The organism is Acetobacter vaccinii (assembly GCF_008365315.1).
GTDB lineage: Bacteria > Pseudomonadota > Alphaproteobacteria > Acetobacterales > Acetobacteraceae > Acetobacter > Acetobacter vaccinii.
The window spans coordinates 1,331,783-1,346,872 of record NZ_CP043506.1; the positions used below are offsets into that span (position 1 = coordinate 1,331,783).

The window sequence follows — 15,090 nt, forward strand, 5'->3', positions numbered from 1 at the left end:
CCGACCGAGGGACGTTAGCGTTTGTAGCACTTCCGGTATGGGCCCGTACTGGCCGCCAGACAGGTGTTGCCCGGTGCGGGCAGTCGTAGCAGCAGAAAGAGGACGGCATGGTGACACAGGACACGACAGTTGTGCAGGTTGACGCCACAGGCGGGCCGGAGGTGTTGCAGGTGCGCACGCAGCCTGTGCCCCAGCCGGGTGCCGGGCAGGTGCTGCTGCGGCAGGAAGCCATAGGCGTCAATTTCATCGACACATATTTCCGTAGTGGGCTGTATCGGTTCCCCGCCCTGCCTGCCACACCGGGCATGGAGGGGGCTGGTGTTGTTGCAGCACTGGGCGCTGGCGTATCCGACCTGCGGGTGGGGGACCGTGTGGCCTATGCCGGGGCTATTGGCGGGTATGCCCGTGACCGTCTGATTGCTGCGGACAGGCTGGTGCGGCTGCCCGATGCTGTGCCGTTTGATGTGGCGGCGGCGGTCATGCTGCGTGGTCTGTCGGCCCATATGCTGCTGCGGCAGGTCCATGCCGTGCGCGAGGGGGAGGATATTCTGGTCTATGCCCCGGCCGGGGGTGTGGGGCAGTTACTGTGCCAGTGGGGCCGCCATCTGGGTGCGCGCGTGATTGGTGTGACCTCGTCAGAGAAAAAAGCGGATATTGCGCGGGCCTGTGGTGCTGCGGATGTGCTGGTGGGCACGCATGATCTGGCCGAGCGTGTCAGCGCGCTGACACAGGGGCGCATGGTGCCTGTCGTGTATGACAGCATTGGCCGCGACACGTTTGAAACCAGCCTGTCCTGTCTGGCCCCGCGTGGGCTTATGGTCAGCTATGGCAATGCGTCCGGCCCGGTTACGGGGGTGGATGTTGGCACGCTGGGTGCGCGGGGCAGCCTGTATCTGACCCGCCCCTCCCTGATGACCTATATCGCGGCCCGGCCAGAGCTGGAGGCCGCAGCGGCGGAGTTGTTTGGCCTGTTGCAGGCGGGTGTGCTGCGGCCCGCTATCGGCCAGCGCTTTGCCCTGCGTGACGCGGCCCAGGCGCACAAGGAGCTGGAAGCCGGACAGACCACAGGCAGCACCATTCTGCTGCCCTGAACGTGGTCGCCCTGCTGGCGGCAAAGGGCTGCATGGCAGGCGGTGGGCATGACGCGGCGCAGCGGATGGGGTAGAGTTGTTTTTAGCGTCCGCCCTGTGGCGGGCGGAACCTGTATTGAAGGATTGTTCACATGGCAAAATGTGTCGTGAAGTGCCCCAAGTCCCCCTGTGCCCGCGGCCTGCTGCTGGTTGGTCTTGTTGCTGCGGCCTTCTTCTTCTTCCGCAAGAAAAAGAGCGCTGTCTGAGTTCAGACAGTCTGCGCACTGAAACGAAACCCGTCTGACCCGTCAGGCGGGTTTCGTTTTTCCGGGCCTGCGGTGTGCAGGTATCCGGCCAGCCTTTGCCCAGTCATGAGGGAGCTTTTACCTGCGTGCTGGTAGTCCTGTGGAGAAACAGGGCTGTAATGGCGGGAACGGATAACGCTTTGCCGCAGCCTGTGTTATGGTCTTACACCTTATAGTGCGGTCAGGTCGGTAATCCGGTACTGGCTGTCTGGCCTCTGGCGGTGCGCCGGGGTCTGATGATGGAAAGGATAGAGAGCGTTGCAATCCCTGGCTTCCCGTTTTTCCCTGCGTGTCATGGCGTCCGTTGCGGCATGCGCGTTCTCTGTCGCTGGCGTGGCGTTCAGCCCGTCTGCCGCACATGCCCAGGCCTCGGTCCTGCTGAAGAGCCAGCACGCCACGGCTGTGGTTGAAACCGTTGACCGCGACGCGCGTGAAGTGCTGCTGCGTGAAGGCAACGGCCACCTGATCACCATCGAATACGGCAAGGCCGTGCGTGATCTGCCCCACCTGCATGAGGGCGACCGCCTGAACATCAACTTTGTGGAAACGCTGGGCGCACAGGTGGCCCTGCCGGGTAGCCCGATGCCCGAATCCACGCTGACAACGGCCCGCGGCTTTGTGCATGGCCACCCGCGTGGGGTTATTGCGGCCTTCAACCGCGAGCGCGCAACGGTCCGCAGCATCGACATCAAGACCCACACCCTCTCCTTTGTGACGGATGATGGCGACCTGCACGTTGCCGTGCTGCGTACCAAGGCCATGCAGGACTTCCTGGCCACGCTGAAAATTGGTGATGTTGTGGACATTACCCGTATGGAATCCATTTCCTACGTGATCAGCAACGCGACTGTGGCCCAGCCTGTGCCTGCCACCCCGCAGCTTGCTGTCCCTGCGGGTGACACTGTGGCCGCCCCTGTGGCCCCCCAGACCCCGGCTGCCCCCGCGCAGTAAAGGATCGGGCCTGGCCGGGGGGTGCCCCTGACCAGTGTTTGACAAGTCTGTCTGAGCAAACACCCGGCGGTGCGCCTTTGCCCCGCCGGGTGTTTGCGTTTTGGGGCTTCCGGTTTATGGGCCATGCGGCGCGTAAATGTTTTTTTAAGGCAGGGTAATAAAGTAAAAATACAATTTTTAAATGTGTGCCAATGCGGCTCTTAAATAAATATAAAATTTTATACTAAAAAGAATATGCGCGATAAAAATTCGAAACGATAGGCATCATAAAAACATGTCTATTAGTGTTCTATAATTTTTTGTTGAATTTTGTGGCGATATTTTGTAGGGTGATTTTATCAATTCACTTCCGGAGCCCTGTTTTATCAGGCGTATTCCATGCTGCCCGCTTTTTCCGGGCCCGAAGGGACAGACGCGCCCGCACGTACGGGTGCGCGCCTTCCGCGGGATGACCGGACCATGCAAAGGAGGGCCAGAGCGTTTTGCAACTGAGCCGACAAACCCTATCCCGGCTGCCTGCGGGTGTTCATGTTCCAGACTTTGACCCCACCCGTCTAAAGCCCGGTATTGTGCATCTGGGCTGTGGTAATTTCCACCGTGCCCACCAGGTTGCCGCCACCCAGGCCGCGATCGAACAGATGGGCCATGCGGGGGAGGACTGGGGCATTGTCTCGGCATCCATGCGCAAGCCCGAACTGGCCCAGACCCTGACCGCGCAGGACAACCTGTACACCCTGCTGACCCGTGCGCCTGACAGCACGCAGGCCAGTGTGATGGCCGCGATCACCCAGACCGTTTTTGCCCGCGCCGAGGGCGAAACGCTGGCCGCCCGCATTGCCGCACCGCTGACCCGCATTGTCACCCTGACCGTAACGGCTAGTGGCTATTACCTGACTGCCGAGGGGCGGCTGGACCCACGGTCCAAGGCTATCGTTACGGACCTCAAGGCATCCCGCCCCCGTACGGCTGTGGGTATTTTGGCGCGTGGGCTGGAACTGGTGCGTGCCCGTGGCGGCGTGCCCCCTGTTATTCTGTGCTGCGACAACGTGAATGAGAATGGCGCGACCCTGCGCCAGGCAGTCATGGATTTTGCAGCCCTGCGGGGGGACGACAAGCTGGCCGCATGGATTGGTCAGAACGTGCAGTTTCCCGACAGCATGGTGGACCGGATTGTGCCGACCACGACCGAGAACGACCTACAGGACGCCAAAAGGCTGCTGGGCGGGCTGGACGATGCTGCCCCAGTTTCGGCCGAGCCATGGTTCCGCTGGATTATCAGTAATTTTGATGGCCCCCGCCCGTTGTGGGAGGCGTACGAAGGCACGCGGTTTGTTGAGGACGTTGGCGTGTTTGAGCGTGCCAAGCTGCAAATGCTCAACGGTGCGCACATGCTGCTGGCCTATGCGGGCGGCCTTGCCGGACTGGACACGGTCGCTCAGGCGGCGTCTGACCCTGCGCTGGGCGGGCTGGTGGAGCGCTTTATGCGTGACGAGCAGACAGCAGGCATAGACCTGACCAGTGCCCGGCTGGATACCTATGCCGAGGACCTGATGACGCGCTTTCGCAACCCCACCATTGTGCATGAGGCGCTACGAATCGGGCGTAACGGGTCGGCCAAAATGGCCGGGCGTGTCCTGCGGCCCATGCGTGAAAATCTGGAGGCTGGTCGGTCAGTCGGGGGCGCACATCTGCTCATAGCGTCCTGGATCCACTGGTTTACCGAGCACGATCAGGGTGTGCCGGACCGCAAGCTGGCTGACCCACGCGCCGAGACACTGCGTGAGATCTGCGCCCGCACCCGTGGGAACCCGCAGGCCAAGGCGCAGGAGTTTCTGGGTATGGAGAACGTGTTCGGTGCTCCACTGCCCGACCACGAGGCCCAGGTGGCGGCCATAGCCGGGCTGTTGCAGCGGTTTGAAACGCAGGGTGTCCCCGCTGTGCTGGAGGCTCTGGCTAACGCCTGAGTGTCAGCCTGCGGAGGAGGTGTTTTATCAACCATTCTCCGCGCCGTGGAGATCAAAAGCTCTGCGGCCTCTTTTGGGGAGGGGGAGCATGCTGGGAACTGCCACCCTTGTTGGGGAGGCAGAGACTTGGCGTGCAAAAAATCTGTTTTTTTGGAAAAGAGATTTTGTGAGCATCAATTCTCCCACGTGATGTGGGGTTGCGTGTGTGCCCAACAATCAATGGGCACAGTTTTTTCTGGTATTTTTGTGTCTGAGACAGGCAGTTTTGCCATCAGAGTATTCTGTTTGTGTAGAGTGCAGGCAGCAGAATAATTCTCAGCGCCGTATAATATAAAAAATCATCTGGAAAACAGTAAGTTTCCAAAATAGGACTCTGGTCTTGCCCCCGCCCGTTACAGGCGGGGGCAGGTGCTGGCTTATGCCTGCGGGGTAATATAGGCGGGTATGCTGGTCAGGTCATCCACAACGGCCAGTGCTTTGTCACAGACGTCCTGCGGCGGGGTTATCAGATCAGGAATGATGATAACGCGGATATTGGCCGCCTGTGCTGCCCGTGCGCCCGAGGGAGAATCTTCCAGCGCCAGACAGAACGCAGGGTCCACACCAATGTGGCGGGCCGCTGTCAGGTAGGGCTCGGGGTCTGGTTTGCCGTTTGTGACATCATCACGGGTGATAATGGCGTGGAAACGATCAGCCAGCCCCACGCGGGCCAGATGGTGCGTGGCGCGTGGGCGGCTGGAGGATGTTGCAATGGCGCGTGGCAGGCCCAGCGTGTCCAGCAGGTCAAGCAGCGGCAGAACCCCCTTTTTCAGGGTCAGCCTGTCATTGTTGACGAAGTCACGCAGGTGTTTTTCCTGCAATGCAAAAAACGCTTCAGTGGGAAAATCCGTACCGTAGGTCTCAAGCACAAGCTTGCGGCACCCATCGGCGGGCACGCCCACCATGCGGCGGCAAAAGCTTTCGGGCACGTCATGCCCAAGGTCGCGCCCGGCCTGGATCAGGGCATCAATAGCCAGACTTTCGCTGTCCAGCAGCAGTCCGTCCATGTCAAAAATGACACCCCTGATCGGAGTATTTTCGGTTTCCTTATGTCCTGACAACGTGTTTCCTTTCATGGCTGCGAACTTTTGAAGAGTGTTTCAATAGCCCATTATGGAATCTCGTATTTTCTTATACACGAAAATACGAGGATTGTGTGTCAGAATTCTTAACTATTTCAGAATGATCTTTTCAGGCCGTGTCTTACGCCGTGGGTGTGCCAAGCGGGGCAGTGTGGAACAGACCCACACGCAGCCCCCCATGGGGCACAGGCGGGCCAGAGGGCAGAAACGGCAGGCCCGAGGCATGGGCCAGGGCGGGTTCGCTCGTGACTATGGCGGCTCGCCAGCCCGGAAAGTGCTGCAACAGCCGCTGCCCCAAGGCCCGGTAAAGGGGGAAAAGGGCTTCACGCTCGCCAATGCGGGTGCCGTAGGGCGGGTTGGTAATGACCAGCCCCGGTGGCCCTGCGGGGGGCAGGAGCGTGCCTATGCTGCCTTGCTCAAAATGGGTGTAGTCCGCAACACCGGCGCGGGCGGCATTGGCCTGACTGTTGGCAATGGCGGTGGCGTCGCGGTCGCGGCCATAATAGTGGTTGGCCGGGGTGCGCTGGCTTTTGACAGCGCGCATGGTCTCCCATGCCTCGGCATCAAACGTGGCAAGCTGCTCAAAGGCAAAGGACCGTGCCCGGCCGGGGTTCAGGCGTGCTGCCATTTCCGCAGCCTCGATCACAAAGGTGCCTGACCCGCACATGGGGTCCATGACAGGTTCCACCCCATCAAACCCACATTGACGCAGGAAAAGGGCCGCCATGGTCTCGCGCATCGGGGCGCGGCTGACAGACAGCTTGTAGCCCCGCCTGTGCAGCAACGCGCCAGAGGTGTCGATGCTGATGGTGCAGATATTGCGCGCAATACGCACACGTACCCCTACGGTGGCCTTGTCATCCAGCGGGGCGCCCAGTGTGGCGTGGATGGCGTTGGCCACACGCTCTGCCGCCGCCCCGGCATGGTAAATGCGCGAGGCCTCGCACGAGGCCTCAACCCGCACCGGCACGTCGGGCCGCAGCACGGTCTGCCAGGGCACCTGGCGGGCAAGGCGGTCCAACTGCGCCAGATGGCTGACAGGGAAGGACGCAAGGCGCGCCAGCACACGGCTGGCCCCCCGCACCCACAGGTTGGCACGCCAGACCTCGGGCCAGCCGCCCTGAATGCTGACACCGCCGGGCATGGCCTGGGGTTTACGAAACCCGCGCAAGCGTATTTCGGCCAAAAGGGTTTCTTCCAGCCCCGGGGCGGTGGCCAGAAAGATTTCGAACGGGCTGTCCTGTGCTGTCATTGTGCCTGAATGGCAGGAACCCGCCGCCACGGCAATGCACCGTGCAGGTGCCAGCCCCCGCCAGCCCTGCGTGACCATGCTGGTCGGGCAGGGTGGCAGGGGGTGCCGTGGTTAATACGTGCCAGTGCGGAGTTGCAGCACGCGGGCGGTCTGGAAGCGGCTGACGCTCTCGGCCAGGGTGCAGGTTTCCTGCCGCAGGTTGTGTGTGGCGGCGCTGGACTGTTCCACCATGGCGGCGTTCTGCTGGGTGCTCTGGTTAATGTCGGCAATTGCCTTGTTGACCGCACCAAGGCTTGACGCCTGATCCTGCGAGAGCTGGTTGATCTGCCCTATGGCGTCGGTCATGGCCTCGACCTGTTGGGCGATGGTCTGCAGGGTCTGGTGCATGCTGGCCACCAGCTTGACACCACTGTCCACCTGCCCGCGGGACGAGCCGATAAGCTGTCGGATTTCCTTTGCAGATACCGATGATTTTTCGGCCAGGGTGCGTATTTCGGCGGCGACAACCGCAAACCCGCGCCCACTCTCACCCGCCCGTGCAGCCTCCACCCCGGCATTGAGCGAGAGTAGATTGGTCTGAAAAGCAATGCCGTCCAGTAGGTCAACAATGGCCGACATTTTGTGGGATGATCCCTCAATATCCCGCATGGTGCCAATGGTGTCCTGCATGACAGTCTCCGAGGCCCGGGCTGCCTGCCGGGCCTGTGCGGCCATGCCGCGTGCATCCAGCGTAATGCGGGCTGTCTGCTCTGCCCCGTGGGTGACGGTGTGCAGGGCGGCTGCGGTCTCGTTCAACGTCGCGGCCTGGCGCTCGGTGCGCTGGGCCAGATCCTCCACCGCGTGGGCAATTTCGGAAGACCCGGTCTCCAGCCCCCCGACCGCGCCCGTCACCTGGCCCATGGCATCCGACAGGGACGACAGTGCTGCGTTGAAGTTCTGGCGCAGGCCCTCAAACTCCTGCGGGAAAGGGCTTGTAAAGCGGAAGGACAGGTCGCCCCCTGCCAGCGCCTTCAGGCCAATATCAAGGTCACTGATCAGGCTGTTCTGGCGTCTTTCCCGCTCAAGCGTTTCCGCCTGGGCGCGTTCGCGCTCTTTGCCTGCTTCTTCCAGATACACGGAAATGGCCAGGTCAATATCCAGCAGTACCGCCTTGCACAGGCTGCCCAGTGCCTTGCCAAATTCTGCGGGGGTCTGCTGGCTCTTGCGTGAAAACAGCCCCCCAGGGCTTGTGTTGCTCTGTACGGCTGATTGTACAAGGTGATCCAGCACGGTGGCATAGCCGCCAATGTACCAGCGTGGCTCCAGCCCGATACGGGCATGCACGGTGCCTATGGCGCGGGCCTGCGCGGCGTAGCTGTCACCAAAGCTGGCGCTGGAGATGTTGCGCCAGTGGTCCACCTGGGCGCCCTTGGCGCGGTCCATATGCCCGCGTGAGGAAAAGAATTTGAGGGTCTCGGGTGTTTTGCTGACTTGTTTGTAAAAGAGGTCCAGCCCGTTTGGCAGTTCCCGTTCCATAACGCTCTGGAGGGAGCGGATGGCGGCGCATTGTTCTTCCCCCAGAGCGAGGAAGTCCAGGCGTTTGCCAAGCTCAAGTCGGGTGATGTCAGAGACAGGGGGCGTGGACGTCTGAGCGATGGCATGCATGAGGGTTATCCCGTGTGCGAGGTCGTCTTGCGGTTGCGTGGCGGCTTGACAGGGTGGGTCAACTATGGACGCCAATGTATGAAGGTTTGACAAAGGTCAGACTTGGAAAGATCAATTTTTTGTAATGTTCCGGTTTCGATTGTTTTGGGGGCACGAAGCGCATATGTGTCGCTTAATGATAATGACACCTATTATCATTTATCGGGGCCGCCCCCAGGCACACCGCAGCAGGCTGTCAGAGGGCACGCCCCCGTATCGGATCAGGATTGGATAGTCAGGAAGTCATGCGTTTTATCGTCTTGTGTCACCGCTGGGCGGGTGGGGTTGCGGGCCTGCTGCTGGCCATTCTCGGGCTGTCAGGAGCATTGCTTGTTTATAAGGATGTCTGGACCCTGGTGCCACATCATTACGATACCGTTGTGCAGGACGCGACCCAGGTCGGGCAGGCTGTCACACGGATGATGCACGACCCCCACCCCCCGCAGATGATCACCTTTGCCACCGACAGCCTCGGGGTGGACAAGCTAGCCATAGCCAAAGGCGGTGGTGCTTATGCGGACCAGTCGGGGCAGGTGCTGCTGCGCTGGGGCAGCGACTGGGCCCGGCCCGAGCTATGGCTGGTGCAACTGCACCGCTATCTGCTGGTGCGTCCGGGGGGTGAGACGGTTGTCGGGGTTGCGGGGCTGGTAGGGTTTGCCCTGGTGCTGACAGGCTGCATTGCCTGGTGGCGTACCCGGCGCACCTTTGCCCCCCGCCTGCTGCCCCAGCGGTTGAGCCGCCCGGCCATTATCCGCCACCACCGCGACCTGGGGGTGCTGGTGACACCGCTGCTGCTGATCTCGTTCCTGACAGGGGCGTTTATGGTCTTTCGCCCGCTGGGGGCGCTGGTGTTGGGGCCGGGGGCCGGGCAGGTTGTTGCCAGTGCCTTCAAGGCACCGGATTACCCCCATGTGCGGACATCGCCCGATCTGGATTGGCAGGCAATGATGGAGGAGGCGCGTGTGCGTTTCCCCAAGGCCCAGTTCGGGCGGCTGGCCATGCCGCGCCGGGGCGGGTCACTGATTACGCTGAGCATGCGCCAGCCGGGTGACTGGCTGCCCAACGGGGCGGCCATGGTCTGGTTTGCGCCCGATACGGGGGCTGTTGTGGGCGTGCGCGATGGCGGGCAGGCTCCGGCCCAGGCCCGTGGCTTCATGACCTATATGCCGCTGCATATCGGCCGGGTGGGGGGTATTGTGGGCAAAGCCCTGATGGCGCTGAGTGGACTTTCCTTGGCCACGCTAGGCCTGCTGGCCACCTGGACATTCTGGTTTGTGCAACTGACAGGCGACAAAAAGAAAAAACAGGCCCGCGCCGCCGCAGCGCAGGCCGCGGGCCAGACCGGGGGCTGACCCACCCCCACGCCGGAGGTGTGCACAACTGCGTGGGGTCCAGAACCGGGCTCCCTTCCACACGTTTGCGCAGGACAAGGCGCGGGCCACAAAACCCTGCCCGCACCCGCATACCGCGTGGAAGGACAGACCATGTCAGACAGCAAGACGGCCTTTTCCGGCCAGCCCGACGCTACCAGCCTGGTGGATGTGACAGGCACAGGGGGGGAACTGCACCAGACCCTCCCTCAGGCGGATGCCCAGGCCTGCCTGACAGACAATTTCGGCCACCGTATTGCCGACAACCAGAACTCCCTCAAGGCTGGTGCCCATGGGCCCACCTTGCTGGAAGATTTTGTTCTGCGTGAAAAAATTTTCCACTTCGACCATGAGCGCATACCGGAGCGGATCGTGCATGCGCGCGGGTCGGGGGCGCATGGTGTGTTTGAATGCACCCACCCCATACCGGAACTGACACAGGCCACCCTGTTCCAGCACAAGGGGGCAACCTGCCCGGTGTTTGTGCGGTTTTCTACCGTGGCCGGGGGGGCAGGGTCTGTTGACACCCCGCGTGATGTCCGGGGCTTTGCCGTCAAGTTTTATACCGATGCCGGTAACTGGGATCTGGTCGGGAACGATATCCCGGTCTTTTTCATTCAGGATGCCATCAAGTTCCCCGATCTGGTGCATAGCGTGAAAATGGAAGCCGACCGGGGCTACCCGCAGGCGGCATCCGCGCATGATACGTTCTGGGACTTTGTCAGCCTTGTGCCCGAAACCCTGCACACCGTGCTGTGGGCCATGTCGGACCGGGGGATTCCCCGTTCCCTGCGGATGATCGAAGGCTTTGGCGTTCATACCTTCCGCTTTGTCAACGCGCAGGGGGCCAGCCATCTGGTCAAGTTCCACTGGAAGCCGGTGCTGGGTATTGCCTCCACAACATGGGATGAAGCCGTTAAAATAGCCGGTGCAGACAATGACTTTCATCGTCGTGATCTGTACGAAGCCATAGAGCGCGGAGACTACCCGGCCTGGGACCTGGGCGTGCAGGTGTTTGATGAGGAGTGGGCCGCCCGCCAGCCCTATGACGTGCTGGACGCCACCAAACTAGTGCCGGAGGAAGACGTGCCGGTGCGTATTGTCGGCCGGATGACGCTCACACGCAATGTCAGCAATTTTTTTGCCGAAACAGAACAGGTGGCCTTTCTGCCCTCCAACATTGTGCCCGGGATTGATTTTACCAACGACCCGCTGTTGCAGGGGCGGCTGTTTTCCTACCTGGATACGCAGAAATCCCGTCTGGGCACCACAAACTTTCATCAAATCCCCATCAACGCGCCCCGCTGCCCGTTCCAGAACTTCCAGCGCGATGGCTTGATGCAGACCCACGTGCCCACAGGCCGCGCCAATTACGAACCCAACAGCCTTGCCACAGTAGGGGAGGAGGCCGGTCCACGCGCCTGCCCCAGTACGGGTTTTTCCAGCTTTGCAGGGCTGTCGGGGCAGGAGGATGCAGGCCACAAGCTGCGCCTGCGGCCCGAAAGCTTTGCAGACCATTACAGCCAGCCACGCCAGTTCTATCGTTCGCAAACACCCAATGAGCAGGCCCATATTGCCTCGGCCATTGTATTTGAGCTGTCCAAGGTGGGGCTGGAGCATGTGCAAACCCGCGTGGTGAGCCAGTTGCGCGTGGTGGATGAAGGGCTGGCAGCCCGTGTTGCAGCCGGGCTGGGGATGGACCTGCCCGAGCGCGCAACCCCTGCGCGGGAGCCGGTTGACCTGCGCCTGTCAGACCGGCTGTCCATTCAAAAGCAGGCACAGCCTGATATCCGTGGGCGTGTGGTGGGGATTTTGTTTGCCCAGGGGTCCAATGTAGCGTCCATCCGCGCCTTGCAGGACTATGTTGCCAAGGAGGGCGGCAGCACGGTGCTGGTGGCACCAAGGGTTGGTAAAATTGCTGTCAGCGAAGGCGTGCTGAAGGCCGATGGCCAGCTTGCGGGCTCTCCTTCCGTGCTGTTTGACGCCGTCTGCTCGGTGCTGCTGCCCGAACAGGCCCAGCGTCTGGCGCAGGACGCCGCAGCCGTGCAGTGGTTTGCCGATGCCTATGTGCATTGCAAGACCATTGCCCATTGCAAAGGCACACAGGTGCTGCTGGACAAGGCCGGTGTCGTGCCGGACGAGGGCGTTGTGTCGTTGGAGGATTTCCCCCGTGTCGGGGTCACGCGGCATTGGATGCGTGAGGCATCGGTCCGGAATCTGGCCTGAATTGATGAGTTTTTTTAGGCTTGTGCCCTGCCCGCACGGAGCGCAGGAAGAATGGGAACATTCATGCAGGAACAGGCAGGATAGATCATGACTGAAACAGCAGCCGCTTCTTCCTCGGGCGTGCAGTCCCGTCCTATTGCCCTGGTCACAGGGGCCTCGGCCGGTTTTGGGCAGGCCATTGCACGCCGTCTGGTGGCGGAAGGATACCGCGTTATTGCCGCCGCCCGACGGCTGTCCAGGTTGGAAACTCTGGCGCAGGATCTGGGCGATGCCCTCTACCCGCTGGAACTGGATGTGACGGACCTCAAGGCCGTGCGGGCACTGCCCCAGAGCCTGCCCGAGGACTGGCAGGCAGTGGATGTGCTGGTTAACAACGCCGGTCTGGCGCTGGGGCTGGAACGGGCCTGGCAGGCAGATGGGGATGATTGGGAAACCATGATTGCCACCAATATCAGCGGTCTGGTGGAAATGACCCGCGCCCTGCTGCCGGGCATGGTGGCGCGTAATCATGGGCATGTTGTCATGCTGGGCAGTACGGCGGGGCGTTACCCATACCCAGGTGCCAATGTTTACGGTGGCACCAAGGCTTTTGTGGAGCAGTTTACCCAGAACCTGCGCAGCGATCTGCTGGGCAAGGCCGTGCGGGTGACCAACATCGCCCCCGGCCTGTGTGGCGGGAGCGAGTTCAGCCTTGTTCGCCTGCGGGACGCGGCATTGGCGGATGCCGTGTATGACAGCACCCAGCCATTGCAGCCCGAGGACATTGCCCAGACGGTTGCCTGGGTGCTTGCCCAGCCCCCGCATGTGAATGTGAATCTGATTGAAATGATGCCGCTGTGTCAGGCTTCTGCCGGGCTGGCGGTAGACCGCACCATGGGCTGACAGGTGCGGGTCACCCAGAGTGGCCTGTAGCTAAGACCCGCTGTTAAACAGCCTTTTTCCGTGTGTTCTGCTGGGCAGAGTGCAGGGAGGAAGGCTGTTTTTTTGTGCTATTTACACTAAAAATAATAGTTGTTTTTTGAGGGGCATTGGAGCGTTTGGTTGGGCTTGTGCATTAAATACGAAAAATGAGTGCAATTTATATTGACAGACCGCAGAGATTCCTACAGTGGATAAAAACAAAAGTGGTCATTATAACTACTAAAAATAGTTATTTATTCCACTGATGACATCCACCATAGGCCAGACCGGCCTTGCCACCTGACAGGGAGGAGCAACGTATGAAAACGGATATTCACCAAAGTGTTGCGGTATGCCTTGCTGTGGGTACAGCCCTTGTGGCGGTGGTTTACATGCAGGCTGATATGTTCAGCCTGTCCAGCTTTGCCGAGGCAACATCGAGCCTTTTCAGAACCTGATACGCCATGAGGCGGAACAATCATTCTGATAGCATGTAGCTGCTCCTGAGCATTGCTTTTTCAAAAAGTCCATGTTTTTTACAAAAGCATTTTGGTTTTTAGATAGACCTGTTTTTAAAATACCCTCTTGCATGGATGAGGTCAGAGGGCCACGCTGCTCCTGTCAGTTGTGACTAAGCAGGAGACAGACCCTATGCCCTGGGGTGTTGAAGACGCTGTCAAGCATACGCACAAAGCCACAACACCGGCTTTGCAGGCCCTCTGGGTCAAGGTGGCCAATACCTGTCTGGCTCACACCGGGGACGAAGGCCGTGCCATAAGAGAGGCTAATGCCGTTGTCGCCCGGCAGGTGGAACACCCCCACCACATCCCGCCCGAACAGGGCTAGGGCCTGTTAGATCTTATATTATAGGGATGGAAGAAGGAGGCGGGACAAGCACTTTTACGAACGAGATGTGGGCGATCTGGGAACTTCTGATTGAGGCTGTTCGCCCAAAGGGCAAGACGCCGGCCCATGATCTGCGATGCACGATAGCAGCGATCTTCTGGCATCATGAGAGTGGCGCGACATGGCGGAGTATCCCCGCTGAACTGGGTTCGTGGTGGCGGGCGGCACAGCTTTGCATCTGCTGGGTGAAACTCTGCGTATGGGAGCGCCTGCTCGAACTGGTTCAGGAACAACACGGAGTGGCCCTCGGAATGATTTTTCTGGTTGCCACGAACATCAGGGCTCACCACAAAGTGGCGAGAGCCCAAAAAAGGGGCCTCTTTCGAAGAGCGAGACCATCGTGAAGCACTTGGCCGCTCTCGCGGCGGCTATGACACGAAAGTCTGCGTAATCGCGGACGGACATGGAAAAGCCTTCGGTTTTGCTTTGGCCCCCGGACAGGCTCATGAACTGCCCCTGGCACCAGCCATGCTCGACAACCTTCCCGCCATTCCTACGAAACGACGCGACGGGGCGGTCGCTTGCCCAAAATGGGCCTATCGGTGTCGGCATCTCGTTGAGAGCCTCTGGGCTCGCCTCAAGGAGTGGCGCGTTGTCGCAACCAGATACGAAAAAACAGCAACGTCATTCCTCGCCGTCATACACATCGCTGCCGCAGCAGACTGGATCAAGCCATAACAGGTCCTAGTCTCGCCTCAGCGTAATCAGGACTAACGGCTGTGTTGCCCTTGCCTGCAAGCACCGTGCGGGCTGGCCTTTTCTTTTGTGGCGGGGCGGCATAGGGTTGTCAGGTGCTATCAATTCTCATCTACTGTGCAGCAGCGGCATGCGAAATTGCCGGGTGCTTTGCCTTCTGGGCCTGGTTGCGGCTTGCGCGGTCTCCGTTGTGGGTTCTGCCGGGCTGCCTGTCGCTTGTGCTGTTTGCCTGGCTGCTGACCCTGGTGCAGGCCGATGCTGCTGGCCGGGTTTATGCGGCATATGGCGGCATTTATATTCTGTCGTCCCTGCTGTGGCTGTGGGGGGTAGAAGGCGTGCCGCCTGACAGATGGGATATAACTGGCGCGGTGCTGAGCCTTGCGGGGGCTGCGGTTATTCTGCTGGCCCCTCACCAGGGCTAGTCCCCAAGCACATCTCTCTTCCGTTCAAACCATGGTCATGAATCGGGGTGAAGGGGCCTGCGGTCCCTTCCGGGTTTCAGGGCAGAGCCCTGAGAGCAGATAGCCTCCTAGCAGGCTTTTTTTTCCTGCCTTAACCACTGCACAACCCGCCAAAACGCACAACGCCAGAACAGGTCCTTGCCCATTCTGGCGTTTGCGACGGTATGGATGACGGCCGAACACCG

The 15,090-nt window shown here is 60.5% G+C and carries 13 protein-coding genes; 10 read left to right on the top strand and 3 right to left on the bottom strand.

The window, feature by feature from the left end; all coding sequences use genetic code 11:
* The first annotated feature begins 107 nt into the window (after positions 1-107).
* From FLP30_RS05920 to FLP30_RS05930, 3 genes are all read left to right on the top strand, one after another.
* Entirely contained in the window at positions 108-1,091 is a 984-nt protein-coding gene (locus FLP30_RS05920) for a quinone oxidoreductase family protein (protein WP_149278997.1), read from the top strand.
* Between the two features lie 578 nt (positions 1,092-1,669).
* Positions 1,670-2,326, top strand: a complete 657-nt coding sequence (locus FLP30_RS05925) for a hypothetical protein (protein WP_149280251.1) — start codon at positions 1,670-1,672, stop codon at positions 2,324-2,326.
* A 482-nt stretch (positions 2,327-2,808) separates the two neighbouring features.
* Positions 2,809-4,290: a mannitol dehydrogenase family protein gene (locus FLP30_RS05930; RefSeq protein WP_149278998.1), complete on the top strand. Its 1,482-nt coding sequence runs from the start codon at positions 2,809-2,811 to the stop codon at positions 4,288-4,290.
* Between the two features lie 416 nt (positions 4,291-4,706).
* Here FLP30_RS05930 and FLP30_RS05935 read toward each other — a convergent pair whose 3' ends face one another.
* The 3 genes from FLP30_RS05935 to FLP30_RS05945 all read right to left on the bottom strand — a co-directional run bounded on the left by FLP30_RS05935 (position 4,707) and on the right by FLP30_RS05945 (position 8,307).
* On the bottom strand, positions 4,707-5,390 hold the full coding sequence (locus FLP30_RS05935; RefSeq protein ID WP_246856612.1) for an HAD family hydrolase: 684 nt from the start codon (positions 5,388-5,390) through the stop codon (positions 4,707-4,709).
* A gap of 142 nt (positions 5,391-5,532) precedes the next feature.
* Positions 5,533-6,663 (bottom strand): THUMP domain-containing class I SAM-dependent RNA methyltransferase, encoded by a 1,131-nt coding sequence (locus FLP30_RS05940; RefSeq protein ID WP_149279000.1) that lies wholly within the window; start codon positions 6,661-6,663, stop codon positions 5,533-5,535.
* A 111-nt stretch (positions 6,664-6,774) separates the two neighbouring features.
* Positions 6,775-8,307, bottom strand: a complete 1,533-nt coding sequence (locus FLP30_RS05945; RefSeq protein ID WP_149279001.1) for a globin-coupled sensor protein — start codon at positions 8,305-8,307, stop codon at positions 6,775-6,777.
* A 284-nt stretch (positions 8,308-8,591) separates the two neighbouring features.
* Between FLP30_RS05945 and FLP30_RS05950 the strand changes: the two genes are divergently transcribed.
* From FLP30_RS05950 to FLP30_RS05975, 7 genes are all read left to right on the top strand, one after another.
* Entirely contained in the window at positions 8,592-9,698 is a 1,107-nt protein-coding gene (locus FLP30_RS05950) for a PepSY-associated TM helix domain-containing protein (protein WP_149279002.1), read from the top strand.
* A gap of 132 nt (positions 9,699-9,830) precedes the next feature.
* Complete coding sequence (locus FLP30_RS05955; protein ID WP_149279003.1) at positions 9,831-11,942, top strand: catalase; 2,112 nt, start codon at positions 9,831-9,833, stop codon at positions 11,940-11,942.
* 87 nt (positions 11,943-12,029) lie between these two features.
* A complete protein-coding gene (locus tag FLP30_RS05960; RefSeq protein WP_149279004.1) occupies positions 12,030-12,824 on the top strand; it encodes an SDR family NAD(P)-dependent oxidoreductase in 795 nt (264 codons plus the stop codon).
* 338 nt (positions 12,825-13,162) lie between these two features.
* A complete protein-coding gene (locus tag FLP30_RS14080) occupies positions 13,163-13,300 on the top strand; it encodes a hypothetical protein (protein WP_168200052.1) in 138 nt (45 codons plus the stop codon).
* A gap of 193 nt (positions 13,301-13,493) precedes the next feature.
* Positions 13,494-13,688: a hypothetical protein gene (locus FLP30_RS05965; RefSeq protein ID WP_149279005.1), complete on the top strand. Its 195-nt coding sequence runs from the start codon at positions 13,494-13,496 to the stop codon at positions 13,686-13,688.
* 26 nt (positions 13,689-13,714) lie between these two features.
* Positions 13,715-14,426, top strand: a protein-coding gene (locus FLP30_RS05970; protein ID WP_408834557.1) for an IS5 family transposase whose coding sequence is annotated in 2 segments (ribosomal slippage) — positions 13,715-14,055 and positions 14,054-14,426 — 714 coding nt in all. Because the reading frame shifts where the segments join, the coding sequence is not laid out codon by codon here.
* A gap of 113 nt (positions 14,427-14,539) precedes the next feature.
* Positions 14,540-14,866 (top strand): YnfA family protein, encoded by a 327-nt coding sequence (locus FLP30_RS05975; protein WP_149279006.1) that lies wholly within the window; start codon positions 14,540-14,542, stop codon positions 14,864-14,866.
* Positions 14,867-15,090: the final 224 nt, after the last annotated feature.